The sequence below is a fragment of the Pseudomonas sp. FBF18 genome (assembly GCF_024261405.1).
In the GTDB taxonomy this organism is placed as follows: Bacteria; Pseudomonadota; Gammaproteobacteria; order Pseudomonadales; family Pseudomonadaceae; genus Aquipseudomonas; species Aquipseudomonas palmensis.
Map to the genome: position 1 here is coordinate 109,062 of NZ_QKRS01000006.1, position 23,244 is coordinate 132,305.

Here is a 23,244-nt window from a genome sequence, read left to right on the forward strand (position 1 = left end):
GACAACGGATTCTGTAGGAGTGCATCGTGCGTAAGTTGACTCAACTGGCTGTACTGGCTGCGACCCTGATCGCGACCCCGGCATTTGCCGAGATGAAAATTGCCGTCCTGAACTATCAGATGGCGCTGCTGGAATCGGACGCGGCCAAGAAGTACGCGGTCGATGCGGAGAAGAAATTCGGCCCGCAACTGACCAAGCTGAAAAACCTGGAAAGCAGCGCCAAGGGCATCCAGGACCGTCTGGTCAAGGGTGGCGACAAGATGGCCCAGGGCGAGCGCGAGCGTCTGGAGCTTGAATTCAAGCAAAAGGCCCGTGACTTCCAGTTCCAGTCCAAGGAGCTGAACGAAGCCAAGGCCGTTGCCGACCGCGAGATGCTCAAGCAGCTCAAGCCCAAGCTCGACGGCGCAGTGGAGGAAGTGATCAAGAAGGGTGCTTTCGACCTGGTACTCGAGCGTGGCGCGGTCATTGATGTCAAGCCTCAGTACGACATCACCCGCCAGGTCATCGAGCGCATGAACCAGTCCCGTTGAACATGACTGCGACCATGAAACTCGGCCAGCTGGCCGAGTTCCTCGGGGCCACCCTCAGTGGCCCGGCGGAGCTCGACATCACTGGCCTTGCGACCCTGCACGAGGCTGGCCCGGGACAATTGAGCTTCCTGGCCAACCCGCAGTACCGCAAATTCCTGCCTGAGAGCAAGGCCGCTGCGGTCCTGCTCAAGGCTGCCGATGCCGAGGGCTTTGCCGGTCACGCGCTGATCGTTGCAGATCCCTACCTGGCCTACGCACGTGTTTCCCACCTGTTCGATCCAAAGCCCAGGGCTGTGGCGGGAGTTCATCCCAGCGCCGTGGTGGCTGCAGACGCACAGGTCGATGCCAGCGCCAGCATCGGTGCCTGTGCAGTGATCGAGAGCGGGGTGCAGATCGGCCCTGGCGTGACCATCGGTGCCCACTGCTTCATCGGTGCGCGCAGCGTGATCGGCGAAGGCGGCTGGCTGGCCCCGCGCGTCACGCTGTACCACGATGTGCATATCGGCAAGCGTGTGGTGATCCAGTCCGGCGCCGTGCTGGGGGGTGAAGGTTTCGGTTTCGCCAATGAAAAGGGCGTATGGCAGAAGATTGCCCAGATCGGCGGCGTGAGCATCGGCGACGATGTCGAGATCGGCGTGAACACCGCCATCGACCGCGGTGCGTTGGCCGATACCCGTATCGGCAATGGCGTGAAACTCGACAACCAGATCCAGATCGCCCATAACGTACAGGTCGGCGACCACACGGCAATGGCCGCGTGTGTCGGTATTTCCGGCAGCACCAAGATCGGCAAGCATTGCACCATCGCCGGCGGTGTCGGCATGGTCGGGCATATTGATGTGTGTGATGGGGTGTTCGTCTCCGGGATGACCATGGTCACCCGTTCCATCACCGAGCCAGGTGCCTATTCGTCCGGTACGGCCATGCAGCCGCTGGGTGAGTGGCGCAAGAGTGCCGCGCGCATTCGCCAGCTGGATGAGATGGCCAAACGTCTTCAACAAGTGGAAAAGCGACTCGAGGCCGTGACCTCGGGCGACAAAGCTTCATCAGAAGGCTGATACCATTTCCTGATCAAGAGCGCCCAGCCGCTAGACTGCGCTCCTTGATTTGCTAAAGGAGCGCCGCTTGAACGTGCGCGCTCCCTATCTTTACTACAGGCTTCCCCCCGAAATGATGGACATCAACGAGATTCGCGAATATTTGCCTCACCGTTACCCGTTCCTGCTGGTGGACCGGGTGGTGGACTTGGACGTAGAGGCCCAGCGCATTCGTGCCTACAAGAATGTCAGCATCAACGAGCCTTTCTTCAACGGTCACTTCCCGGCGCACCCGATCATGCCCGGCGTGCTGATCATCGAAGCGATGGCCCAGGCAGCCGGCATCCTCGGTTTCAAGATGCTGGACGTCAAACCCGCGGACGGTACCCTGTACTACTTCGTCGGTTCCGACAAGTTGCGCTTTCGCCAGCCGGTGCTGCCGGGTGATCAACTGATCCTCGAAGCCAAGTTCATCAGCTGCAAGCGCCAGATCTGGAAGTTCGAGTGCCAGGCGTCGGTGGACGGCAAGCCGGTATGCTCGGCCGAGATCATCTGCGCGGAACGCAAACTATGAGTTTGATTGACCCTCGGGCAATCATCGATCCATCGGCAAAGATTGCCGACGGCGTCGAGGTCGGCCCATGGTCGATCGTCGGTGCCGGGGTCGAGATCGGGGAAGGGACCGTGATTGGTCCGCATGTGATTCTCAAAGGGCCGACCCGCATCGGCAAGCACAACCGCATCTACCAGTTCGCCTCTGTCGGCGAAGACACCCCTGACCTCAAGTACAAGGGTGAACCGACACGCCTGGTGATCGGCGACCACAATGTGATCCGCGAAGGCGTGACCATTCACCGTGGCACCGTGCAGGACCGTAGCGAAACCACCCTGGGTGATCACAACCTGGTCATGGCCTATGCCCATATCGGGCACGACAGCGTGATCGGCAACCACTGCATCCTGGTCAACAACACCGCGCTGGCCGGGCATGTGCATGTGGGCGACTGGGCGATACTGTCCGGGTTTACCCTGGTGCACCAGTTCTGCCATATCGGCGCCCACAGCTTTTCCGGCATGGGTACCGCCATCGGCAAGGATGTGCCGGCCTTCGTCACCGTGTTCGGCAACCCGGCCGAGGCGCGCAGCATGAACTTCGAAGGCATGCGCCGTCGCGGTTTCAGCGATGAAGCTATCCATGCCCTGCGCCGCGCCTACAAGGTGGTGTATCGCCAGAACCTGACGGTCGACCAGGCCATCGCCGAACTGGCCGAGCCCGCCCAGCAGTTCCCCGAGGTCGACCTGTTCGTCAAGTCGATCCAGAACTCTGCCCGCGGCATCACCCGCTGACATGGCGCAACTCTGTGTAGCGCTGGTGGCAGGCGAGGCCAGCGGCGATATTCTTGGCGCCGGCCTGATGCGTGCACTCAAGGCCCGCCATCCGCAGGTACGCTTTATCGGCGTCGGCGGCCCATTGATGGAAGCCGAGGGGCTGAGTTCCTACTTTCCCATGGAGCGCCTGGCCGTCATGGGCCTGGTCGAAGTGCTGGGTCGCCTGCGCGAGCTGCTCAAGCGCCGCAAGCTGCTGATCCAGACGCTGATCGAGCAGAAGCCGGACGTGTTCATCGGTATCGATGCGCCCGACTTCACCCTCAACATCGAACTGAAACTGCGCCAGGCCGGCATCAAGACCGTGCACTACGTCAGCCCTTCGGTATGGGCCTGGCGGCAGAAGCGTGTCCTGAAGATCCGCGAAGGCTGCGACCTGATGCTCACGCTGTTTCCGTTCGAGGCGCGGTTCTATGAAGAGCAGGGCGTGCCGGTGCGTTTCGTCGGCCACCCGCTGGCCGATACCATTCCGCTGCAGGCCGACCGCCCTGCAGCGCGTGAAGCGCTGGGCCTGCCCGACGGCCCCTTGGTGGCGCTGATGCCAGGCAGCCGTGGCGGCGAAGTAGGGCGCCTGGGTGCACTGTTTCTGGATACCGCACAGCGGCTTCGCGAGCTGGTGCCGGGGGTGCGCTTCGTCTCGCCCTGCGCCAACCCGGTGCGCCGTGCCCAGCTCGAACAGATGCTCGAAGGCCGCGACCTGCCACTGACCCTGCTCGACGGCCAGTCGCACCAGGCCCTGGCGGCCTGCGATGCGGTATTGATCGCCTCGGGCACCGCTACCCTGGAGGCGCTGTTGTTCAAGCGACCCATGGTGGTGGCGTACCGCGTGGCCCCGGTGACCTACTGGATTCTCAAGCGCCTGGTCAAAAGCCCTTATGTATCGCTGCCCAACCTGCTGGCCCAGCGCCTGCTGGTGCCCGAACTGCTGCAGGAGGCCGCCACCAGCGAGGCCCTGGCGCAGACCCTGGCACCACTGGTGAGCGGTGGCGAGCAGCAGACCGAGAGCTTCGATCAGATTCACCGTACCCTGCGCCGCGATGCCTCCAACCAGGCAGCCGACGCGGTACTGGCCTTGCTGGAACATCGATAAATGCAAATCGGACTGGATTTCAACCTGGTCGAAGACCTGGTCGCCGGGGTTGACGAAGTCGGCCGCGGCCCGCTGTGTGGCGCGGTGGTGACCGCTGCCGTGATCCTCGACCCGAGCCGGCCGATCCTGGGCCTGAACGATTCGAAAAAACTCACCGAGGCGCGCCGCGAAAAGCTCTTCGACGAGATTTGCGAGAAGGCCCTGAGCTTTCACATCGCCCGCGCCGAGGTCGACGAGATCGACCAGCTGAACATTCTGCATGCCACCATGCTGGCCATGCAGCGCGCGGTCGAAGGCCTGCACATCACGCCCAAGCTGGCACTGATCGATGGCAACCGTTGCCCCAAGCTCAACGTGCCATCGGCGCCGGTGGTCAAGGGTGACAGCCAGGTGCCGGCCATCGCTGCGGCCTCTATCCTGGCCAAGGTGACCCGTGACCGGGAAATGGCTGCCTTCGAGCTGATCTACCCTGGCTACGGCATCGGCGGGCACAAGGGCTACCCGACCCCGCTGCACCTTGAAGCCCTGGCCCGGCTTGGCCCCACGCCGATTCACCGGCGCTCGTTCGCCCCGGTACGGGCTGCATTCGAGGCCCGTGGCCTGCAGGCCAACGGCCTGTTGCCGGTGTAGAGGCAACCCCCGTTCAGCCTGACCACTCCCGCGCAGGCTGTAGTTTTGATCGAGGCCCGGTACAATCCGGGCCTTGTTGTTTTGTGCTGCTATAGGATCATCATGTCGGCTTCTTTCGTTCATCTTCGCCTGCACACCGAATTCTCGCTGGTCGATGGCCTGGTGCGGATCAAGCCGCTGGTCAAGGCCCTGGCCGGGATGAACATGCCGGCGGTGGCCGTCACCGACCAGAGCAACATGTGCTCGCTGGTCAAGTTCTACAAGACCGCCATGGGCAGCGGGATCAAGCCGATCTGTGGGGCCGACCTGTGGCTGTCCAACGCCGACCCCGACCTGCCGCTGTCGCGCATCTGCCTGTTGGCGATGAACGCCAAGGGCTACCGCAACCTCACCGAGCTGATCTCCCGTGGCTGGATGGACGGCCAGCGCAATGGCGTGGTGGTCATCGAGCGCGAGTGGATCGCCCCGGCCAGCGAGGGCCTGATCGCCTTGTCGGCGGCCAGGGAAGGCGATATCGGCATGGCACTGCTGGGCAACAACCCGCAGGAAGCCGAGGCCCTGCTGCGCGACTGGATGGCGATGTTCCCCGATCGCTTCTATGTCGAGGTGCAGCGCACCAACCGCAGCGGCGACGAAGAGTATCTGCACGCCGCCGTGGCCCTTGCCGACCGCCTGGGCGCGCCGCTGGTGGCCACCAACGACGTGCGCTTCATCAAGCAGACCGACTACGACGCCCACGAAACCCGGGTGTGCATCGGCGAAGGCCGTGCCCTGGACGATCCGCGGCGTTCGCGCAACTACAGCGACCAGCAGTACCTGAAAAGCCCGGAAGAAATGGCCGAGCTGTTCAGCGACCTGCCCGACGCCCTGGCCAACACGGTCGAGATCGCCAAGCGCTGCAACATCGAGGTGCAGTTGGGCAAGCACTTCCTGCCCGACTTCCCCACGCCCAACGGCATGGGCATCGACGAATACCTGCGCCATGTGTCCCATGAAGGCCTGGAAGAGCGCCTGGCGGTGCTCTGGCCCAAGGACACCACGCCCAACTATGAAGAGAAGCGCCAGGTCTACCTCGACCGGCTGAAGTTCGAGCTGGACATCATCATTCAGATGGGCTTCCCCGGTTACTTCCTGATCGTTATGGACTTCATCAAGTGGGCCAAGAACAACGGCGTGCCGGTAGGTCCGGGCCGGGGGTCGGGTGCCGGCTCGCTGGTGGCCTACGTGCTGAAGATCACCGACCTCGACCCGCTGGCCTACGACCTGCTGTTCGAACGTTTCCTCAACCCTGAACGGGTCTCGATGCCCGACTTCGACGTCGACTTCTGCATGGACGGTCGCGACCGCGTGATCGAGTACGTGGCCGATGCCTACGGGCGCAATGCGGTGAGCCAGATCATCACCTTCGGCACCATGGCGGCCAAGGCGGTGGTGCGTGACGTGGCGCGGGTGCAGGGCAAGTCCTACGGTCTGGCCGACCGCCTGTCGAAGATGATTCCATTCGAAGTCGGCATGACCCTGGAGAAGGCCTACGAGCAGGAGGAAATGCTGCGCGACTTCCTCAAGAGCGATGAGGATGCCAAGGAAATCTGGGACATGGCCCTCAAGCTCGAGGGTGTTACCCGGGGCACCGGCAAGCACGCCGGTGGCGTGGTCATCGCGCCGACCAAACTCACCGACTTCTCGCCGATTGCCTGTGACGAAGAGGGCGGCGGCCTGGTAACCCAGTTCGACAAGGATGACGTGGAGGCGGCCGGCCTGGTGAAGTTCGACTTCCTCGGCCTGCGTACGCTGACCATCATCAAGTGGGCGATGGAGACGATCAACCGCGAGCAGGCCAAGGCCGGCCTGCCGGACCTGAACATCGACTTCATCCCGCTGGACGACAAGAAAACCTACGACCTGCTGCAGAAGGCCGAGACCACTGCGGTATTCCAGCTCGAGTCGCGCGGCATGAAGGAGCTGATCAAGAAGCTCAAGCCCGACTGCCTGGAAGACCTTATCGCACTGGTGGCACTGTTCCGCCCGGGCCCGCTGCAATCGGGCATGGTGGACGACTTCATCAACCGCAAGCACGGCCGCGCCGAGCTGGCCTACCCGCACTCCGACTACCAGTACGAAGGCCTCAAGCCGGTACTGGCGCCGACCTACGGCATCATCCTGTACCAGGAACAGGTGATGCAGATCGCCCAGGTGATGGCCGGCTACACCCTCGGCGGTGCGGACATGCTGCGCCGGGCGATGGGCAAGAAGAAGCCCGAGGAAATGGCCAAGCAGCGTGGCGGTTTCATCGAAGGCTGCGCCACCAACAACATCGACCCGGACCTGGCGGGCAATATCTTCGACCTGGTGGAAAAGTTCGCCGGTTACGGCTTCAACAAGTCCCACTCCGCCGCCTACGGCCTGGTGTCGTACCAGACCGCCTGGCTCAAGACCCATCACCCGGCCGCGTTCATGGCTGCGGTACTGTCGGCGGATATGCACAACACCGACAAGGTGGTGACCCTGATCGAGGAAGTGCGCAGCATGAAGCTGCGCCTCGATGCACCGGATGTGAACACCTCCGACTTCAAGTTCACGGTCAACGACGACGGCCGCATCGTGTATGGCCTGGGCGCGATCAAGGGCGTGGGCGAGGGCCCTGTCGACGCGATCGTCGAGGCACGCAGCAGCGGGCCGTTCAAGGACCTGTTCGACTTCTGCGAGCGGGTCGACCTCAAGCGCATCAACAAGCGCACCCTCGATGCATTGATCCGCAGCGGTGCGCTGGACCGCCTGGGGCCGTTCTTCCACGACGAGATCAAGGCCTACCAGGCCAACATCGACCGTAACCGCGCGGTGCTGCTGGGGGCGATGGAAGAGGCGATCAAGTCGGCCGAACAGACCGCACGCACCCACGACAGCGGGCACTCGGACCTGTTCGGCGGGTTGTTCGTGGAGGCCGACGCCGACGTCTATGCCAACCACCGCAACGCCCGCGAGCTGACCCTCAAGGAACGCCTGCGCGGCGAGAAGGACACCCTGGGCCTGTACCTGACCGGCCACCCGATCGACGAGTACGAAGGCGAGATCCGCCGTTTCGCCCGTCAGCGCATCATCGACCTCAAGCCGGCCCGCGATACCCAGACCGTGGCCGGCATGATCATTGCGCTGCGCGTGATGAAGAACAAGAAGGGCGACAAGATGGGCTTCGTGACCCTCGACGACCGCTCCGGGCGCATCGAGGCGTCGCTGTTTGCCGATGCGTTCATGGCCGCGCAGCCGTTGCTGCAGACCGACGCGATGGTGGTGGTCGAAGGGGAGGTCAGCAATGACGACTTCTCCGGTGGCCTGCGCCTGCGGGTCAAGCGCGTGATGAGCATGGAAGATGCACGTACCAACCTGGCCGAAAGCCTGCGCCTGAAGATCCATGCCGACGCCCTCAAGGGCGACCGCCTGGCGTGGCTGGGCGAGCTGTTCAAGCGCCATCGTGGCGCGTGCCCGATCAGCATGGAATACACCGGCAACGATGCGCGCGCCCTGCTGCAGTTTGGCGAAGGTTGGCGCATCGACCCCGCGGACGGACTGATTCAGGCCCTGCGTGACCAGTTCGGGCGTGAGAACGTCTTCCTGCAATATCGATGAATTGATGAATTTTTAATCTCGACCTGAATGCGCCTGATCCCTTAAGGTAGGGCGCCAAACGGATCAACCGGCCGGCCGCCTGGCCGTCGACCCAAGACGGATGCCTATGAACCCGAATTTTCTGGATTTCGAACAGCCGATTGCTGACCTGCAAGCCAAGATCGAAGAGCTGCGCCTGGTCGGCAATGACAACTCGCTGAACATCGGCGATGAAATCGCCCGTCTGCAAGACAAGAGCAGCACGCTGACCGAGAGCATTTTCGGCAACCTGACCAGCTGGCAGATCGCGCGCCTGGCGCGTCACCCGCGTCGTCCGTACACCCTGGACTACATCGACCACATCTTCACCGAGTTCGACGAGCTGCATGGCGACCGCCACTTCTCCGACGACGCCGCGATCGTTGGTGGCATCGCCCGCCTGGACGACCAGCCGGTGATGGTGATCGGTCATCAGAAAGGCCGTGAAGTGCGCGAGAAGGTACGCCGCAACTTCGGCATGCCACGCCCTGAAGGCTACCGCAAGGCGTGCCGCCTGATGGAAATGGCCGAACGCTTCAAGATGCCGATCCTGACCTTCATCGACACCCCGGGCGCCTACCCTGGCATCGACGCCGAAGAGCGCAACCAGAGCGAAGCGATTGCCTGGAACCTGCGCGTGATGGCTCGCCTGAAAACGCCGATCATCGCCACCGTGATCGGCGAAGGCGGTTCGGGCGGTGCACTGGCCATCGGCGTTTGCGACCAGCTGAACATGCTGCAGTACTCCACCTACGCGGTGATTTCGCCGGAAGGCTGCGCCTCGATCCTGTGGAAGACTGCCGAGAAGGCTGCTGACGCAGCCGAAGCGATGGGCATCACGGCCGAGCGCCTCAAGGGCCTGGGTATCGTCGACAAGGTGATCGGCGAACCACTGGGCGGCGCACACCGTGACCCGGCGGCGGCCTCGGCCAACATCCGCGCTTCGCTGATCGAGCAGTTGGACATGCTCAAGGCGTTCGACAACGACGCGCTGCTCAAGCGCCGTTATGATCGCCTGATGAGCTACGGGCTCTGATCTGAACTCATCGGTGGCCCTTTCGCTTCTGTAGGAGCCGGCTTTGCCGGCGAAGGGCCACCGATGATCGACCTGCGCAACACCCTGTCCCCCTGGCACCAAGCTACCGGCTGGTGCGTCGCCCTCTCTGGCGGCCTCGACTCCACCGTGCTGCTGCACCTGCTGGCCCAACAGCCGGCTGCGCCCCTTCGTGCCCTCCATGTCCACCACGGTCTGCAAGCCGCTGCCGATGCGTGGCCGGCCCACTGCCAGCGCCTGTGCGACAGCCTGGGCGTACCGCTGGACATCATCCATGTGCACGTCGCCCCAGGCGCCAGCCTGGAGCAGGGCGCCCGGGACGCGCGCTATGCAGCCTTCGCCCGGGCCCTGCGCCCGGGCGAACTGCTGCTGACCGGCCAGCACCGCGACGACCAGGCCGAGACGCTGCTGTTTCGGCTGTTGCGCGGGGCCGGCCTGCGTGGCCTGTCGGGGATGCCGGCGCAGCGGGCGCTGGGACAGGGCAGCCTGCTGCGACCCTTGCTGGATACCCCGCGTGATGAACTGCTGGCCTACGCCACCGCGCATGGCCTGCACTGGATAGAAGACCCCAGCAACGATGACACCCAGTTCTCGCGCAACTACCTGCGCCACCAGGTGCTGCCGGCGCTGACCCGACGCTGGCCCCAGGCGTCGCGCAGCCTGGCGCGCAGCGCCGCGCACCTGGCCGAGGCGCAGGGCCTGCTCGATGAAGTGGCGCAGCAGGACATCGCACAAGCCTCGACCCCCGATGCCTTCGCCTGGTTGGGCTGCCCGTCGCTGGATCTGGAGGTGCTGCGCCAACTGTCCCCGGCACGCCAGCGCAACGCTCTGCAGTACTGGCTGGCGGCGCGCACGCGCCTGCCGGACACCCGCCACTGGTCGGGTTGGGAAGACGTGCGCGATGCCGGCGGCGAAGGGCGTCCTGTATGGCGCCTGGCCGATGGCGAGCTGCACCGCAGTGGCCTGCGCATCTACTGGCTGGATGCGCACTGGCTCACGCCGCCGGCGCAGCCGGTGCCTTGGCTCGACCCGCGCCAGCCGCTTGCACTGCCCGGCAATGGCCAGTTGACACTCAGCGGCAGGTTGCCGCAGGGCCCGCTGCAGGTGCGCTATCGGCAGGGCGGCGAGAGGATGGCGGTCGAGGGCAGAGGCCATCGCGACCTCAAGCGGTTGCTCAACGAGCGCCAGCTACCCTTGTTCGCCCGCCAGCGCGTGCCGCTGCTGTACCGCGACGGGCAGTTGCTGGCGGTGGCCAACCTGCCGGGGCTGGGGCTTGCCGACGGGCAACTGCACTGGTGCGTACCGACAAGCGCGCAAGGTTTGAGATGAAAGGGACATTCCGGTAGACTACGCTCCCTTCTTGATACAACTTCTGTGACTTCATCTGAATCACGGCAGTTGCCGATTACCAAGCAGTTTTTTGCTGGGCGATTCTAAAAATGTTTAGCGAGCTCCTTACCGGGTTTTCAACCCCCGGTCTGACCAGGCGCGGCAGTTTTTTAAGATGCACTGTGATTGACGCAGGTGATCGGGGGCTTCGGCCTTCCTTCGCTTTCCCCGGCGGCACTGACCGCTTTAACGCAGACTTCTAGGGTTTTTCATGACGCGCTACATATTCGTCACGGGCGGTGTTGTTTCTTCATTGGGGAAAGGCATTGCCTCGGCTTCATTGGCGGCCATCCTGGAGGCGCGGGGGCTCAAGGTCACCATGCTCAAGCTGGACCCGTACATCAACGTCGACCCGGGCACCATGAGCCCGTTCCAGCACGGTGAAGTGTTCGTCACCCACGACGGCGCCGAGACCGACCTGGACCTGGGCCACTACGAGCGGTTCATCCGCACGACCATGACCCAGAACAACAACTTCACCACCGGCCGCGTGTACGAGCACGTGCTGCGCAAGGAGCGCCGTGGTGACTACCTGGGTGCCACCATCCAGGTGATCCCGCACATCACCGACGAAATCAAGCGCCGCATCATCAAGGGCGCCGGCGATGCCGACGTGGCCATGGTCGAGATCGGCGGTACCGTGGGTGACATCGAGTCGCAACCGTTCCTCGAGGCCATCCGCCAGCTGCGCTTCGAAGTGGGCGCCAAGCGCGCGATGCTGATGCACTTGACCCTGGTGCCGTACATCGCCACCGCCGGCGAGACCAAGACCAAGCCTACCCAGCACTCGGTCAAGGAGCTGCGCTCCATCGGCCTGCAGCCGGACGTGCTGGTGTGCCGTTCCGATCACCCGATCGACAGCTCGTCGCGCCGCAAGATCGCGCAGTTCACCAACGTTGAAGAACGTGCGGTGATCGCGCTGGAAGACGCCGACACCATCTACAAGATCCCGGGCATCCTGCACTCCCAGGGCCTGGACGACTTCGTCGTCGAGCGTTTCGGCCTGCAGTGCGGCAGCGCCGACCTGTCCGAGTGGGACGCGGTGGTCGATGCCAAGCTCAACCCGGAGCACGAAGTCACCATCGCCATGGTCGGCAAGTACATGGAGCTGCTCGATGCCTACAAATCGCTGATCGAAGCGATGAGCCATGCCGGCATCAGCAACCGCACCAAGGTCAACCTGCGCTACATCGACTCCGAAGACATCGAGAACCAGGGCACCGGCCTGCTCGAAGGCGTGGACGCCATCCTGGTACCGGGCGGTTTCGGCCTGCGCGGTGTGGAAGGCAAGATCACTGCCGTTCAATACGCTCGCGAGAACAAGGTGCCTTACCTGGGTATCTGCCTGGGCATGCAGGTGGCGGTCATCGAATTCGCCCGCAACGTGATGGGCTGGAAGGACGCCAACTCCACCGAGTTCGACCGCGCCAGCGGTCACCCGGTGGTGGGCCTGATCACCGAGTGGGAAGATGCCACCGGCGCGGTCGAGACCCGTACCGAAGCTTCGGACCTTGGCGGCACCATGCGTCTGGGCGCCCAGGAGTGCCAGCTGCAAAGCGGCTCCAAGGTGCACGACTGCTACGCCAAGGACGTGATCGTCGAGCGTCACCGTCACCGCTACGAGGTCAACAACAACCTGCTGCCGCAACTGATCGAGGCGGGCCTGGTGGTCTCGGGTCGTTCCGGCGACGGCGCACTGGTCGAAGTGGTCGAGTCCAAGGACCATCCGTGGTTCGTGGCCTGCCAGTTCCACCCGGAGTTCACCTCTACCCCGCGTGACGGTCACCCGCTGTTCAGCGGCTTCGTCAAAGCTGCATTGGCTCAAAAGAACAAGGCCTGATCCATGACCCAGAAGATCATTCGCGTCGGTAACATCGAGATCGCCAACGACAAGCCGTTCGTCCTGTTCGGCGGCATGAACGTGCTGGAATCCCGTGACCTGGCCCTGAAGGTCTGCGAAGAGTACGTGCGGGTTACCGAGAAGCTCGGTATCCCCTACGTGTTCAAGGCCAGCTTCGACAAGGCCAACCGTTCGTCGATCAACTCCTACCGCGGCCCTGGCCTGGAAGAGGGGATGAAGATTTTCGAAGAGATAAAGCGCACCTTCAACGTGCCGGTGATCACCGACGTGCACGAGCCGCACCAGGCGCAGGCCGTGGCCGACGTGTGCGACATCATCCAGCTGCCGGCCTTCCTGTCGCGCCAGACTGACCTTGTTGTCGCGATGGCCAAGACCGGCGCGGTGATCAACATCAAGAAGGCGCAGTTCCTCGCACCCCAGGAGATGAAGCACATCCTGAGCAAGTGCGAAGAGGCCGGCAACGACCAACTGATCCTCTGCGAGCGTGGTTCGAGCTTCGGCTACAACAACCTGGTGGTGGACATGCTCGGCTTCGGCATCATGAAGCAGTTCGAGTACCCGGTGTTCTTCGACGTGACCCATGCCCTGCAGATGCCGGGTGGTCGCGCCGATTCCGCAGGTGGCCGCCGTGCCCAGGTCACCGACCTGGCCAAGGCCGGCCTCAGTCAGGGGCTGGCGGGCCTGTTCCTCGAGGCCCACCCGGACCCTGACAATGCCAAGTGCGACGGCCCGTGCGCCCTGCGCCTGGACAAACTGGAGCCATTCCTGGCCCAGCTCAAGCAACTGGACGAACTGGTCAAGAGTTTTCCGACGGTAGAAACCGCGTAAACCTCGATTCTCCGGTAAAGTACCGCCCGTTCATCCCCTGACCCCCGGGTCAGGGGCTTGTCCTCGTCAGGCCTGCCCGTGCGCCGACCGCCTGTGACGGCCCCGGTTTTTTTCTCAGCTGCGTTGTTTTCGTCAATTCTGGAGTGCTTACAACAATGGCAAAAATCGTCGACATCAAAGGTCGTGAAGTTCTCGATTCGCGCGGTAACCCTACCGTCGAAGCGGACGTACTGCTCGACAACGGCATCATCGGCAGCGCCTGTGCGCCGTCGGGTGCTTCCACTGGCTCGCGCGAAGCGCTGGAGCTGCGTGATGGCGACAAGAGCCGTTACATGGGCAAGGGCGTACTGAAGGCCGTCGCCAACATCAACGGCCCGATCCGCGACCTGCTGCTGGGCAAGGACCCGGTCGAGCAGAAAGCGCTCGATCTGGCGATGATCAAGCTCGACGGTACTGAAAACAAAGGCAACCTGGGCGCCAACGCCATCCTCGCCGTGTCCCTGGCTGCCGCCAAGGCCGCTGCACAGGACCAGGACCTGCCGCTGTACGCGCACATCGCAAACCTCAATGGCACCCCTGGCCAGTACTCGATGCCGGTCCCGATGATGAACATCATCAACGGCGGCGAGCACGCCGACAACAACGTCGACATCCAGGAGTTCATGGTGCAGCCGGTCGGCGCCAAGACCTTCTCCGACGCGCTGCGCATGGGCACCGAGATCTTCCACCACCTCAAGGCAGTACTGAAGGCCCGTGGCCTGAACACCGCCGTGGGTGACGAGGGTGGTTTCGCACCTAACCTGGCTTCCAACGAAGACGCGCTGTCGGCCATCGCCGAAGCCATCGCCAACGCCGGCTACACCCTGGGCACCGACGTGACCCTGGCGCTGGACTGTGCGGCCAGCGAGTTCTACGAGGACGGCAAGTACAACCTGTCCGGTGAAGGCAAGTCGTTCGACGCAGCCGGTTTTGCCGACTACCTCAAGGGCCTGACCGAGCGTTTCCCGATCATCTCGATCGAAGACGGCCTGGACGAGTCCGACTGGGCTGGCTGGAAGATCCTGACCGACAAGATCGGCGACAAGGTGCAACTGGTCGGTGACGACCTGTTCGTGACCAACACCAAGATCCTGAAGGAAGGCATCGACAAGAAGATCGCCAACTCGATCCTGATCAAGTTCAACCAGATCGGCACCCTGACCGAAACCCTGGAAGCCATCCAGATGGCCAAGGCTGCCGGTTACACCGCGGTGATCTCGCACCGTTCGGGCGAAACCGAAGATTCGACCATTGCCGACCTGGCCGTGGGTACCGCTGCCGGCCAGATCAAGACCGGTTCGCTGTGCCGCTCCGACCGCGTCTCCAAGTACAACCAATTGCTGCGTATCGAAGAGCAACTGGGCAGCAAGGCTGTGTACCGTGGTCGCGGCGAGTTTCGCGGCTAAGCCAGAGATGGTAAAAAGGCCGCAGTGTGAGGCTGAAAGACGCAGCTAATCTTTCAGCAACCCTGTGCAGCAAGTGCTTTCCCCACAAAGCCTGGCTTCGGTCAGGCTTCGTGCCATCAGCCCCTTGTGCACGGGCGGCCTTTTTCCAGTGGATACCCTGATGCGTAGTCCCTATTGGTTGTTCCTCGTCTTGCTCCTGTTGCTGGGTGGCCTGCAGTACCGTCTGTGGGTGGGCAACGGCAGCCTGGCCCAGGTTGCCGACCTCAAGCAGCAGATCGCCGACCAGCACGCTGAAAACGAGCGTCTGCTGGAGCGTAATCGCGTGCTTGATGCCGAAGTGCTGGAGTTGAAGAAAGGTATGGAAACCGTCGAAGAACGCGCTCGTCATGAGCTGGGTATGGTCAAGGAGGGTGAAACCCTCTACCAGTTGGCCCAATGACGGCGTCCCTGCCTGCCTTCTGGGCAGTGATTCCTGCCGCGGGTGTTGGTGCCCGCATGGCTGCCGACCGTCCCAAGCAGTACCTGCAACTGGGCGGGCGGACGATTCTCGAGCATAGCCTCGACTGTTTTCTCGACCATCCATGCCTCAAGGGCGTGGTGGTCAGCATTGCTGCCGACGACCCTTACTGGCCGGGCCTGGCCTGCGCCAGCGATACGCGCATCCAGCGTGCGGCAGGTGGGCGCGAGCGTGCCGATTCGGTGCTCAACGCCTTGCTGCTGCTGCATGCCCAGGGCGCGGCCGACAACGACTGGGTGCTGGTGCACGATGCGGCGCGGCCAAACCTGGCGCGCGACGACCTTGACCGCCTGCTGGGCGAGCTGGCGAATGACCCGGTGGGCGGGCTGCTGGCGGTGCCGGCGCGCGACACGCTCAAGCGTGCCGATGCCAACGGGCGGGTAAGCGCCACCATCGACCGCAGCACGGTGTGGCAGGCGTACACCCCGCAGATGTTCCGCCTGGGGGCATTGCACCGTGCGCTGGCAGACAGCCTGGTGGCGGACGTGGCGATCACCGACGAGGCGTCGGCCATCGAATGGTCGGGGCAGGCGCCGCGCCTGGTCGAAGGGCGCAACGACAATATCAAGGTGACGCGGCCGGAAGACCTGGAGTGGCTGAGACAGCGCTGGGCCAATCGCGGCAATTGACCGCGGTGGCCCATTCGCTGGCAAGCCAGCCCCCACAAGGGACTGCAGTACGTTCAAGGGCTGGTGAACTGCCTGTGGGAGCCCGCGACGTTTTCTACACGCTGCGGTACTCAGGCAGCTGTCCCAACTTCTCCCGTAGATAATCCACCAGCTTGCGCACCTTCGGCGACAGGTGCCGCTGTTGCGGGTACAACGCCCACACCGCCGTATTCGGCGGCTGATGCGCTTCAAGCAGCGACACCAGCGCGCCACTGCCCAGATGCTCCAGCACGTAGTAGTCCGGCAACTGGCACAGGCCCATCCCCTGCAGCGCCGCATCCAGCACCGCCTGCCCGCTGTTGCAGCGCCAGTTGCCCTGCACCCGCTGACTGATTTCCCGGCCCTCCTGCTGCAAGGCCCAGATATCCGTGCTGCCGATCAGGCAGTTGTGCCGCGCCAGCTCCGACACGCTGTGGGGTCGCCCATAGCGCTCCAGGTACGCTGGCGAGGCGCACAGGTACATGCGCCGTGGGGCCAGGCGTGCCGCCACCAGGCGTGACTCCTGCAACCGACCCAGGCGAATCGCCATGTCCATGCCTTCGTGCAGCAGGTCGAGGGTGCGGTTGGTCAGCTCGATGTCCACCCGCAACTGCGGGTACTGCGCCATGAAGCGGGTGACCAGCGGCACGATGAAGCGCTCGCCATAGGCCACCGCACAGGTCATGCGCAGCAGCCCCTTGGGCTCGCTGGTCAGGTCGCCTATGGCGCGCAGGGCCTCTTCGCGGCCATCCTGCAGGCGCTGGCAGTGCTGAAGAAAGGTCTGCCCGGCCTCGCTCAAGGTCACCTTGCGCGTGCTGCGGTACAAAAGGCGCGTCTGCAGGCGATCTTCCAGGCGTGCCACCGCACGGCTCACGTGCGACGACGATACCCCCAGGCGCTCGGCTGCCGCAGTGAACTGGCCCGATTCGGCCACCGCGACGAATTCGTCGATCCCTTCCCAGCGGCTGTTCATCGATTATCCCTGTATGGCAATAATGTTTTGTGTTTGGCTCGATTATTAATCAAAAGACGATGAATTACACTTCACGCCTGAACTGAAACCTTTGTGGAGAACCTTGATGATCAAGTCCCGTGCTGCCGTTGCCTTCGAAGCCAAGAAACCGCTGGAGATCGTCGAAGTCGACGTGGCCATGCCCAAGGCCGGCGAAGTGCTGTTGCGCGTGGTCGCCAGCGGCGTCTGCCACACCGACGCCTACACGCTGTCGGGCGCCGACCCGGAAGGCATCTTCCCGTCCATCCTGGGCCATGAAGGCGGCGCCATCGTCGAGGCCATCGGTGAGGGCGTGACCTCGGTGGCGGTGGGCGATCACGTGATCCCGCTCTACACCCCGGAATGTCGCCAGTGCAAGTTCTGCAAGTCGGGCAAGACCAACCTGTGCCAGGCCATCCGCGCGACCCAGGGCAAGGGCCTGATGCCCGACGGCACCACGCGTTTTGCCTACAAGGGTCAGCCGCTGTTCCACTACATGGGCACCTCGACCTTCTCCGAATACACCGTGCTGCCGGAAATTTCCGTGGCCAAGATCCAGAAAGAGGCCCCGCTGGAGAAGGTGTGCCTGCTCGGTTGCGGCGTGACCACCGGCATCGGTGCGGTACTCAATACCGCCAAGGTCAAGCCGGGTGACACCGTGGCCATCTTCGGCCTGGGCGGCATCGGCCTGTCGGCCGTGATCGGAGCGGTCAAGGCCAAGGCCAGCCGCATCATCGCCATCGACATCAACCCGGCCAAGTTCGAGATCGCACGCCAGCTGGGTGCCACCGACTGCATCAACCCCAAGGACTACGATCGCCCGATCCAGGAAGTGATCGTGGACCTGACCGATGGCGGCGTGGACTTCTCGTTCGAGTGCATCGGCAACGTGCAACTGATGCGTGCGGCCCTGGAGTGCTGCCACAAGGGCTGGGGCGAGTCGGTGATCATCGGCGTCGCCGGTGCCGGCCAGGAGATCGCAACGCGTCCGTTCCAGCTGGTCACCGGCCGCGTCTGGCGCGGCTCGGCATTCGGTGGCGTGCGTGGTCGCACCGAGCTGCCAAGCTATGTGGACATGGCCGAGCAGGGCGAGATCCCGCTGGACACCTTCATTACCCACACCATGGGCCTGGAAGACATCAACAAGGCCTTCGACCTGATGCATGAAGGCAAGAGCATCCGCAGCGTCATCCACTTCTGAGGTCTGCCATGAGCCTGGAAAACATCTCCTGCCAGAAGAGCTTCGGCGGCTGGCACAAGCGCTACCGGCACCGCTCCAGCGTGCTGGGGTGCGACATGGTGTTTGCCGTTTACCTGCCGCCGCAGGCGGAGCAGGGCGGCAAGCTGCCGGTGCTGTACTGGCTGAGCGGGCTGACCTGCACCGACGAGAACTTCATGCAGAAGGCCGGCGCGCACAAGCTTGCCGCCGAGCTCGGCCTGATCATCGTGGCGCCGGACACCAGCCCGCGCGGGCCACAGGTACCGGACGACCCGGACGGCGCCTGGGACTTCGGCCTGGGCGCGGGGTTCTACCTCAATGCCACCGAACAGCCGTGGGCCGAGCACTACCGCATGCACGACTATGTGGTGGATGAGCTGCCGGCACTGGTGGAGGCGCATTTCCCGGCCTCAGCTGCGCGCAGCATCAGCGGTCACTCCATGGGTGGGCACGGCGCGCTGGTGTGCGCCTTGCGCAACCCCGGGCGCTATGTGTCGGTGTCGGCGTTCTCGCCCATCGGCAACCCGATGGACTGCCCCTGGGGCCAGAAGGCGTTCAGTCGCTACCTGGGCGAGGAGCGTTCGCGCTGGCGCGAATGGGATGCCAGCGTACTGATCGCGCAGGCGCAGGAAACGCTGCCGCTGCTGGTCGACCAGGGCGATCGCGACGACTTCCTGCAAACCCAGCTCAAGCCCGAAGTGCTGGCCCAGGCCGCGCAGGCGGCTGGCTACCCGCTGACGTTGCGCCTGCAGCCTGGCTACGACCACAGCTACTACTTCATCGCCAGCTTCATCGATGACCACCTGCGCCATCATGCGGCGGCACTGGGGCGGGCGTAGGGCTAGTCCTACAAATAAGCCAAACCCCCGGCAAAGCAGGTAGAATCACGCCCTGACTCAATCAGGGCGTTTTTTTATGCGTATTGGCCACGGCTACGATGTGCACCGCTTCGCGGAAGGCGATTTCATCACCTTGGGTGGGGTGCGCATTGCGCACAAGTTCGGCCTGCTGGCCCATTCCGACGGCGATGTGCTGCTGCACGCGCTGAGCGATGCACTGCTGGGCGCCGCCGCGCTGGGTGACATCGGCAAGCATTTCCCCGATACCGACCCGCAGTTCAAGGGCGCCGACAGCCGCGTGCTGCTGCGCCACATCCTGTCGATCATCCATGCCAAGGGCTGGAAGGTGGGCAACGTCGACGCCACCATCGTGGCCCAGGCACCCCGGATGGCCGCGCACATCGAAACCATGCGTACCCTGATCGCCCAGGACCTGCAGGTCGAGCTCGACCAGGTCAACGTCAAGGCCACCACCGAAGAGAAGCTCGGCTTCACCGGCCGTGAAGAAGGCATCGCCGTTCACGCCGTCGCGTTGTTGCTGCGCGCATGACCGAACTCGAACTGCTCGGCCCGCAGGCAGCCGGGCCGGCGCTGGGCAGCGCCATCCTCAAGGCCACGGCCGAAGATTTCCAGGTCGATGAAGTGCTCGACATTCCCCTGTCGGGTGAAGGCGAGCACTTGTGGCTGTGGGTCGAGAAACGCGACCTCAATACCGAGGAGGCCGCCCGCCGCCTGGCCCGCGCCGCCGGCGTACCGCTGCGCACCGTGAGCTATGCCGGCCTCAAGGACCGTCAGGCGCTGACTCGCCAATGGTTCAGCCTGCACCTGCCGGGCAAGGCCGACCCTGACCTGAGCGCGGCTGAAAACGAAACCCTGAGCATCCTCAGACACACCCGCCACTCGCGCAAACTCCAGCGTGGCGCGCACTCGGCCAACGGCTTCACCCTGCGCCTCACAGCGCTCAGCGCCGATCACCAGGCCCTGGACGCGCGCCTCGAGCAATTGCGCATACAAGGCGTGCCCAACTACTTCGGCAGCCAGCGCTTCGGCTTTGCTGGCGGCAACGTGCACGATGCGCGCCAGTGGGCCGAGCGCAAGGCCCTGCCCGAGCAGCGCAATGTGCGTTCGCGGCTGCTGTCCAGCGCACGCAGCTACCTGTTCAACCGGGTGCTGGCCGAGCGGGTTGCCGATGGCAGCTGGCAACAGGCTCAGGTCGGCGACCTGCTGGCGTTCACCGACAGCCGCAGCTTTTTCACGGCGGGCGAGGCCGAGTGCAGCGATCCGCGCCTGGCAATACTCGACCTGCACCCTACCGGGCCGCTGTGGGGCGAGGGCCTTCCGGCCACCAGTGGGGCGGGCGGTGCGATCGAGCAACGCGTGGCCGAACAGGAGGCAGCCCTGTGCCAATGGCTGGGCAATGCCAACCTCAAACAGGAACGGCGCATTCTGCGGCTGCCCATTGGCGGCTTGACGTGGCATTATCCCGAGCCTGATATCCTGCAACTGGAATTCGTCCTTCCGGCCGGATGCTTCGCCACCGTGGTGGTGCGCGAACTCGTCGATCTGGTGCCGGCAGGGCAGACGGACAGCCCATGCGTATTCTGATTTCGAACGACGACGGGGTCACCGCACCCGGTCTCGCCGCGCTGCATGCTGCGCTGGCGGATTATGCCGAGTGCGTGGTGATTGCCCCGGACCAGGACAAGAGTGGCGCCAGCAGTTCGCTGACGCTCGACCGCCCGCTGCATCCGCAGACCCTGGCCAACGGCTACATCAGCCTCAACGGCACACCGACCGATTGCGTGCACCTGGGCCTGAACGGGCTGCTGGAGCATCCGCCGGACATGGTCGTCTCGGGTATCAACCTGGGCGCCAACCTGGGCGATGACGTGCTTTACTCGGGCACGGTCGCCGCGGCGCTTGAAGGTCGATTCCTGGGGGGCACCTCGTTTGCCTTCTCGTTGCTCTCGCGCCTGCCGGACAACCTGCCCACTGCCGCCTATTTCGCGCGCAAGCTGGTCGAGGCGCATGCAAGCCTTGAGCTGCCACCGCGCACCGTACTCAATGTGAACATTCCCAACCTGCCGCTGGAGCACATCCGTGGCATCCAGCTGACACGCCTTGGGCATCGTGCACGTGCGGCGGCGCCGACCAAGGTGGTCAACCCGCGCGGCAAGGAAGGCTACTGGATCGCGGTGGCCGGCGACGCCGAGGATGGCGGCCCGGGTACCGATTTTCACGCGGTGATGCAGGGCTATGTCTCGATCACCCCGCTACAGCTTGACCGCACCTTCAACGATGCCTTCGACCGTCTCGAGGGTTGGCTGGAGGGGCTGCTCTGATGCGAGAGCCGGAGGATCTGATGCGCCATGGTATCGGTTTTACTTCGCAGCGAACCCGTGAACGGCTGATCCAGCGTTTGATCGAGGAAGGCATCAAGGACCAGCGGGTGCTCGAGGCCTTGCGCAACATCCCGCGGCACATGTTCGTCGACGAGGCGCTGTCGCACCGTGCGTATGAAGATACCGCCCTGCCCATCGGCAACAACCAGACCATCTCGCAGCCGTTCATGGTCGCGTACATGAGCGAGGTGCTGCTGGAGGACGGTCCGCTGGACAAGGTGCTGGAGATCGGCACCGGGTCTGGCTACCAGACAGCAGTGCTGTCCAGGCTGGTGGAGCGGGTGTTCTCGGTAGAGCGCATCAAACCCCTGCAGGACCGCGCCAAGGAACGGCTGGTCGAGTTGAACCTGCGCAACCAGGTGTTCCGCTGGGGCGACGGTTTCGAGGGATGGCCGGCACTGGCCCCCTACAATGGCATCATCGTCACCGCCGGCGCACCCGAAGTGCCCCAGGCCTTGCTCGACCAGCTGGCACCGGGCGGGCGCATGGTGATACCGGTGGGCGCCAGTGGCGAGACACAGCAATTGCTGTTGATCGTGCGCGAAGAACAGGGCTTCTCGCGGCGCAAACTGTGTGACGTACGCTTCGTGCCGTTGCTCAATGGCACATTGAGCTGAGTCGATTTTTTTCGCGGGCGTCGAATTCCCGGTGCATTGCCGGGTCTATGGGGCGTGCGGTTTCTTGAACGATCGCACAACCTGGCAAGCAGTTGATCTGCATTGCCTGTGCGCTCGGTTATAATTGCAACAATATTGCATTCCTACATCGGTCACCACATAAGGGAGCGGCGGGTGAGTCACACAGTCATTCGGCAGCGCATGGGTCTATCGAGCTTAAAGCTTCTGGTGATTGCACTCGCCTTGGGAACCCTGGTTTCAGGGTGTTCCAGTTCATCTTCGAGCAGCGTGCGGGTGGTCGACCGCAACAGCGCCGCGCCCAAGCGCCCGGTGGTCACTACGGGGCAGTACGTGGTTCGCCCGGGCGATACGCTGTTCTCGATTGCCTTTCGCTACGGCTGGGACTACAAGGAGCTCGCTGCGCGCAACGGTATCCCGGCGCCCTATACCATCCGGCCCGGCCAGGCGATCCGCTTCGGCTCCGGCACGGCTACCAGCAGCGGCTCGCGGGTCGTCACCTCCACCTCGCCCTCCAGCAAGACCACGGTCACCCGTCGTCCGGCAGGTACCCCGGCGCCGGCAAAAACCACGTCTTCAGGCGGTAACAGCGCGCCGCCCGTCGTCGCCACCACCCCTGTCCAGGTGCCGGCTTCGGAGCGTTCGGCCGGTGGCTGGGCATGGCCGGCCAACGGTGTGCTGATTGGAAAATTCGCTTCAAACGGTAGTTTGAATAAAGGCATTGATATCGCCGGTGATTTGGGACAGCCTGTTTTTGCTGCGTCGGATGGTTCCGTTGTGTACGCCGGAAGTGGCTTGCGGGGCTACGGTGAACTGGTAATCATCAAGCACAGCGATACCTACGTCAGTGCCTACGGTCACAACCGCAGGCTGTTGGTTCGGGAGGGACAGCAGGTCAAGGTTGGGCAGACAATTGCCGAAATGGGGTCCACGGGCACCGACCGGGTGAAGCTTCACTTCGAGATTCGCCGCCAGGGCAAACCTGTAGATCCGTTGCAATTCCTGCCACGTCGTTGATAAGCATGTACCCGGCCTGTTCCTTCGCGTAGTGGGGACAGGCTCAGCGTTGCCAAGGATAAAGGCGCCGCTTGAGTCTGAGTTC

22 protein-coding genes are annotated in these 23,244 nt (G+C 63.7%); 21 read left to right on the top strand and 1 reads right to left on the bottom strand.

Annotation, left to right across the window (positions count from 1 at the left end; translation table 11 throughout):
• Nucleotides 1-26 precede the first annotated feature (26 nt).
• The 14 genes from DN387_RS11745 (at nucleotide 27) to ispD (ending at nucleotide 16,038) form a co-directional block, all read left to right on the top strand.
• Nucleotides 27-530 carry an OmpH family outer membrane protein gene (locus DN387_RS11745; RefSeq protein ID WP_043863260.1) on the top strand — a complete coding sequence of 168 codons (504 nt, stop codon included), beginning with the start codon at nucleotides 27-29 and terminating at the stop codon, nucleotides 528-530.
• 2 nt (nucleotides 531-532) lie between these two features.
• Entirely contained in the window at nucleotides 533-1,588 is a 1,056-nt protein-coding gene (gene lpxD / locus DN387_RS11750; RefSeq protein ID WP_043863261.1) for a UDP-3-O-(3-hydroxymyristoyl)glucosamine N-acyltransferase, read from the top strand.
• A 112-nt stretch (nucleotides 1,589-1,700) separates the two neighbouring features.
• Nucleotides 1,701-2,141: a 3-hydroxyacyl-ACP dehydratase FabZ gene (gene fabZ, locus DN387_RS11755; RefSeq protein WP_038613986.1), complete on the top strand. Its 441-nt coding sequence runs from the start codon at nucleotides 1,701-1,703 to the stop codon at nucleotides 2,139-2,141.
• Complete coding sequence (lpxA, locus tag DN387_RS11760; protein WP_043863262.1) at nucleotides 2,138-2,914, top strand: acyl-ACP--UDP-N-acetylglucosamine O-acyltransferase; 777 nt, start codon at nucleotides 2,138-2,140, stop codon at nucleotides 2,912-2,914. The genes fabZ and lpxA overlap by 4 nt, the downstream gene beginning before the upstream one ends.
• Before the next feature lies 1 nt (nucleotide 2,915).
• On the top strand, nucleotides 2,916-4,043 hold the full coding sequence (gene lpxB, locus DN387_RS11765) for a lipid-A-disaccharide synthase (protein WP_054915000.1): 1,128 nt from the start codon (nucleotides 2,916-2,918) through the stop codon (nucleotides 4,041-4,043).
• A complete protein-coding gene (rnhB, locus tag DN387_RS11770; protein WP_054914999.1) occupies nucleotides 4,044-4,673 on the top strand; it encodes a ribonuclease HII in 630 nt (209 codons plus the stop codon).
• Nucleotides 4,674-4,775: 102 nt separating this feature from the next.
• The gene (gene dnaE / locus DN387_RS11775; protein ID WP_054914998.1) at nucleotides 4,776-8,297 is read left to right on the top strand and encodes a DNA polymerase III subunit alpha; all 3,522 of its coding nucleotides are present in this window, start codon (nucleotides 4,776-4,778) and stop codon (nucleotides 8,295-8,297) included.
• A gap of 106 nt (nucleotides 8,298-8,403) precedes the next feature.
• Nucleotides 8,404-9,351: an acetyl-CoA carboxylase carboxyltransferase subunit alpha gene (locus tag DN387_RS11780; protein ID WP_043863266.1), complete on the top strand. Its 948-nt coding sequence runs from the start codon at nucleotides 8,404-8,406 to the stop codon at nucleotides 9,349-9,351.
• A gap of 63 nt (nucleotides 9,352-9,414) precedes the next feature.
• Complete coding sequence (gene tilS / locus DN387_RS11785; RefSeq protein ID WP_054914997.1) at nucleotides 9,415-10,698, top strand: tRNA lysidine(34) synthetase TilS; 1,284 nt, start codon at nucleotides 9,415-9,417, stop codon at nucleotides 10,696-10,698.
• A 271-nt stretch (nucleotides 10,699-10,969) separates the two neighbouring features.
• Nucleotides 10,970-12,598, top strand: a complete 1,629-nt coding sequence (locus DN387_RS11790; RefSeq protein WP_043863268.1) for a CTP synthase — start codon at nucleotides 10,970-10,972, stop codon at nucleotides 12,596-12,598.
• Nucleotides 12,599-12,601: 3 nt separating this feature from the next.
• Nucleotides 12,602-13,447, top strand: a complete 846-nt coding sequence (gene kdsA, locus DN387_RS11795; RefSeq protein WP_043863269.1) for a 3-deoxy-8-phosphooctulonate synthase — start codon at nucleotides 12,602-12,604, stop codon at nucleotides 13,445-13,447.
• 155 nt (nucleotides 13,448-13,602) lie between these two features.
• Complete coding sequence (gene eno, locus DN387_RS11800; protein WP_043863270.1) at nucleotides 13,603-14,892, top strand: phosphopyruvate hydratase; 1,290 nt, start codon at nucleotides 13,603-13,605, stop codon at nucleotides 14,890-14,892.
• 160 nt (nucleotides 14,893-15,052) lie between these two features.
• Nucleotides 15,053-15,331: a cell division protein FtsB gene (gene ftsB, locus DN387_RS11805; protein ID WP_043863271.1), complete on the top strand. Its 279-nt coding sequence runs from the start codon at nucleotides 15,053-15,055 to the stop codon at nucleotides 15,329-15,331.
• The gene (gene ispD / locus DN387_RS11810; protein ID WP_054914996.1) at nucleotides 15,328-16,038 is read left to right on the top strand and encodes a 2-C-methyl-D-erythritol 4-phosphate cytidylyltransferase; all 711 of its coding nucleotides are present in this window, start codon (nucleotides 15,328-15,330) and stop codon (nucleotides 16,036-16,038) included. Before ftsB ends, ispD begins: the two co-directional genes overlap by 4 nt.
• 94 nt (nucleotides 16,039-16,132) lie before the next feature.
• On the opposite strand, the gene DN387_RS11815 is transcribed toward ispD, so the two are convergent.
• Nucleotides 16,133-17,029: a LysR substrate-binding domain-containing protein gene (locus tag DN387_RS11815; RefSeq protein ID WP_054914995.1), complete on the bottom strand. Its 897-nt coding sequence runs from the start codon at nucleotides 17,027-17,029 to the stop codon at nucleotides 16,133-16,135.
• A gap of 106 nt (nucleotides 17,030-17,135) precedes the next feature.
• Between DN387_RS11815 and DN387_RS11820 the strand changes: the two genes are divergently transcribed.
• The 7 genes from DN387_RS11820 to DN387_RS11850 all read left to right on the top strand — a co-directional run bounded on the left by DN387_RS11820 (nucleotide 17,136) and on the right by DN387_RS11850 (nucleotide 23,159).
• Nucleotides 17,136-18,248 carry an S-(hydroxymethyl)glutathione dehydrogenase/class III alcohol dehydrogenase gene (locus tag DN387_RS11820; RefSeq protein ID WP_043863274.1) on the top strand — a complete coding sequence of 371 codons (1,113 nt, stop codon included), beginning with the start codon at nucleotides 17,136-17,138 and terminating at the stop codon, nucleotides 18,246-18,248.
• A gap of 8 nt (nucleotides 18,249-18,256) precedes the next feature.
• Nucleotides 18,257-19,105, top strand: coding sequence for an S-formylglutathione hydrolase (fghA, locus tag DN387_RS11825; RefSeq protein ID WP_043863275.1), 849 nt, complete (start codon nucleotides 18,257-18,259; stop codon nucleotides 19,103-19,105).
• Between the two features lie 76 nt (nucleotides 19,106-19,181).
• A complete protein-coding gene (gene ispF, locus DN387_RS11830) occupies nucleotides 19,182-19,655 on the top strand; it encodes a 2-C-methyl-D-erythritol 2,4-cyclodiphosphate synthase (RefSeq protein WP_043863276.1) in 474 nt (157 codons plus the stop codon).
• The gene (truD, locus tag DN387_RS11835) at nucleotides 19,652-20,710 is read left to right on the top strand and encodes a tRNA pseudouridine(13) synthase TruD (protein WP_054914994.1); all 1,059 of its coding nucleotides are present in this window, start codon (nucleotides 19,652-19,654) and stop codon (nucleotides 20,708-20,710) included. Before ispF ends, truD begins: the two co-directional genes overlap by 4 nt.
• Nucleotides 20,698-21,447: a 5'/3'-nucleotidase SurE gene (gene surE, locus DN387_RS11840; protein WP_043863278.1), complete on the top strand. Its 750-nt coding sequence runs from the start codon at nucleotides 20,698-20,700 to the stop codon at nucleotides 21,445-21,447. The genes truD and surE overlap by 13 nt, the downstream gene beginning before the upstream one ends.
• A complete protein-coding gene (locus DN387_RS11845) occupies nucleotides 21,447-22,124 on the top strand; it encodes a protein-L-isoaspartate(D-aspartate) O-methyltransferase (RefSeq protein ID WP_162484879.1) in 678 nt (225 codons plus the stop codon). The genes surE and DN387_RS11845 overlap by 1 nt, the downstream gene beginning before the upstream one ends.
• 174 nt (nucleotides 22,125-22,298) lie before the next feature.
• Nucleotides 22,299-23,159 (top strand): peptidoglycan DD-metalloendopeptidase family protein, encoded by an 861-nt coding sequence (locus DN387_RS11850; RefSeq protein ID WP_054914993.1) that lies wholly within the window; start codon nucleotides 22,299-22,301, stop codon nucleotides 23,157-23,159.
• The last annotated feature ends 85 nt before the right edge of the window (nucleotides 23,160-23,244 follow it).

Excerpts from the sequence above, each read along its gene's own strand:
- fghA (WP_043863275.1), top strand. The coding sequence starts at position 18,257 with ATGAGCCTGGAAAACATCTCCTGCCAGAAGAGCTTCGGCGGCTGGCAC.
- DN387_RS11780 (WP_043863266.1), top strand. The coding sequence starts at position 8,404 with ATGAACCCGAATTTTCTGGATTTCGAACAGCCGATTGCTGACCTGCAA.
- lpxA (WP_043863262.1), top strand. The coding sequence starts at position 2,138 with ATGAGTTTGATTGACCCTCGGGCAATCATCGATCCATCGGCAAAGATT.
- lpxB (WP_054915000.1), top strand. The coding sequence starts at position 2,916 with ATGGCGCAACTCTGTGTAGCGCTGGTGGCAGGCGAGGCCAGCGGCGAT.
- dnaE (WP_054914998.1), top strand. The coding sequence starts at position 4,776 with ATGTCGGCTTCTTTCGTTCATCTTCGCCTGCACACCGAATTCTCGCTG.
- rnhB (WP_054914999.1), top strand. The coding sequence starts at position 4,044 with ATGCAAATCGGACTGGATTTCAACCTGGTCGAAGACCTGGTCGCCGGG.
- ftsB (WP_043863271.1), top strand. The coding sequence starts at position 15,053 with ATGCGTAGTCCCTATTGGTTGTTCCTCGTCTTGCTCCTGTTGCTGGGT.
- DN387_RS11845 (WP_162484879.1), top strand. The coding sequence starts at position 21,447 with ATGCGAGAGCCGGAGGATCTGATGCGCCATGGTATCGGTTTTACTTCG.
- eno (WP_043863270.1), top strand. The coding sequence starts at position 13,603 with ATGGCAAAAATCGTCGACATCAAAGGTCGTGAAGTTCTCGATTCGCGC.
- fabZ (WP_038613986.1), top strand. The coding sequence starts at position 1,701 with ATGATGGACATCAACGAGATTCGCGAATATTTGCCTCACCGTTACCCG.
- DN387_RS11820 (WP_043863274.1), top strand. The coding sequence starts at position 17,136 with ATGATCAAGTCCCGTGCTGCCGTTGCCTTCGAAGCCAAGAAACCGCTG.
- DN387_RS11815 (WP_054914995.1), bottom strand. The coding sequence starts at position 17,029 with ATGAACAGCCGCTGGGAAGGGATCGACGAATTCGTCGCGGTGGCCGAA.
- tilS (WP_054914997.1), top strand. The coding sequence starts at position 9,415 with ATGATCGACCTGCGCAACACCCTGTCCCCCTGGCACCAAGCTACCGGC.
- DN387_RS11790 (WP_043863268.1), top strand. The coding sequence starts at position 10,970 with ATGACGCGCTACATATTCGTCACGGGCGGTGTTGTTTCTTCATTGGGG.
- surE (WP_043863278.1), top strand. The coding sequence starts at position 20,698 with ATGCGTATTCTGATTTCGAACGACGACGGGGTCACCGCACCCGGTCTC.
- ispF (WP_043863276.1), top strand. The coding sequence starts at position 19,182 with ATGCGTATTGGCCACGGCTACGATGTGCACCGCTTCGCGGAAGGCGAT.
- truD (WP_054914994.1), top strand. The coding sequence starts at position 19,652 with ATGACCGAACTCGAACTGCTCGGCCCGCAGGCAGCCGGGCCGGCGCTG.
- kdsA (WP_043863269.1), top strand. The coding sequence starts at position 12,602 with ATGACCCAGAAGATCATTCGCGTCGGTAACATCGAGATCGCCAACGAC.
- ispD (WP_054914996.1), top strand. The coding sequence starts at position 15,328 with ATGACGGCGTCCCTGCCTGCCTTCTGGGCAGTGATTCCTGCCGCGGGT.
- lpxD (WP_043863261.1), top strand. The coding sequence starts at position 533 with ATGACTGCGACCATGAAACTCGGCCAGCTGGCCGAGTTCCTCGGGGCC.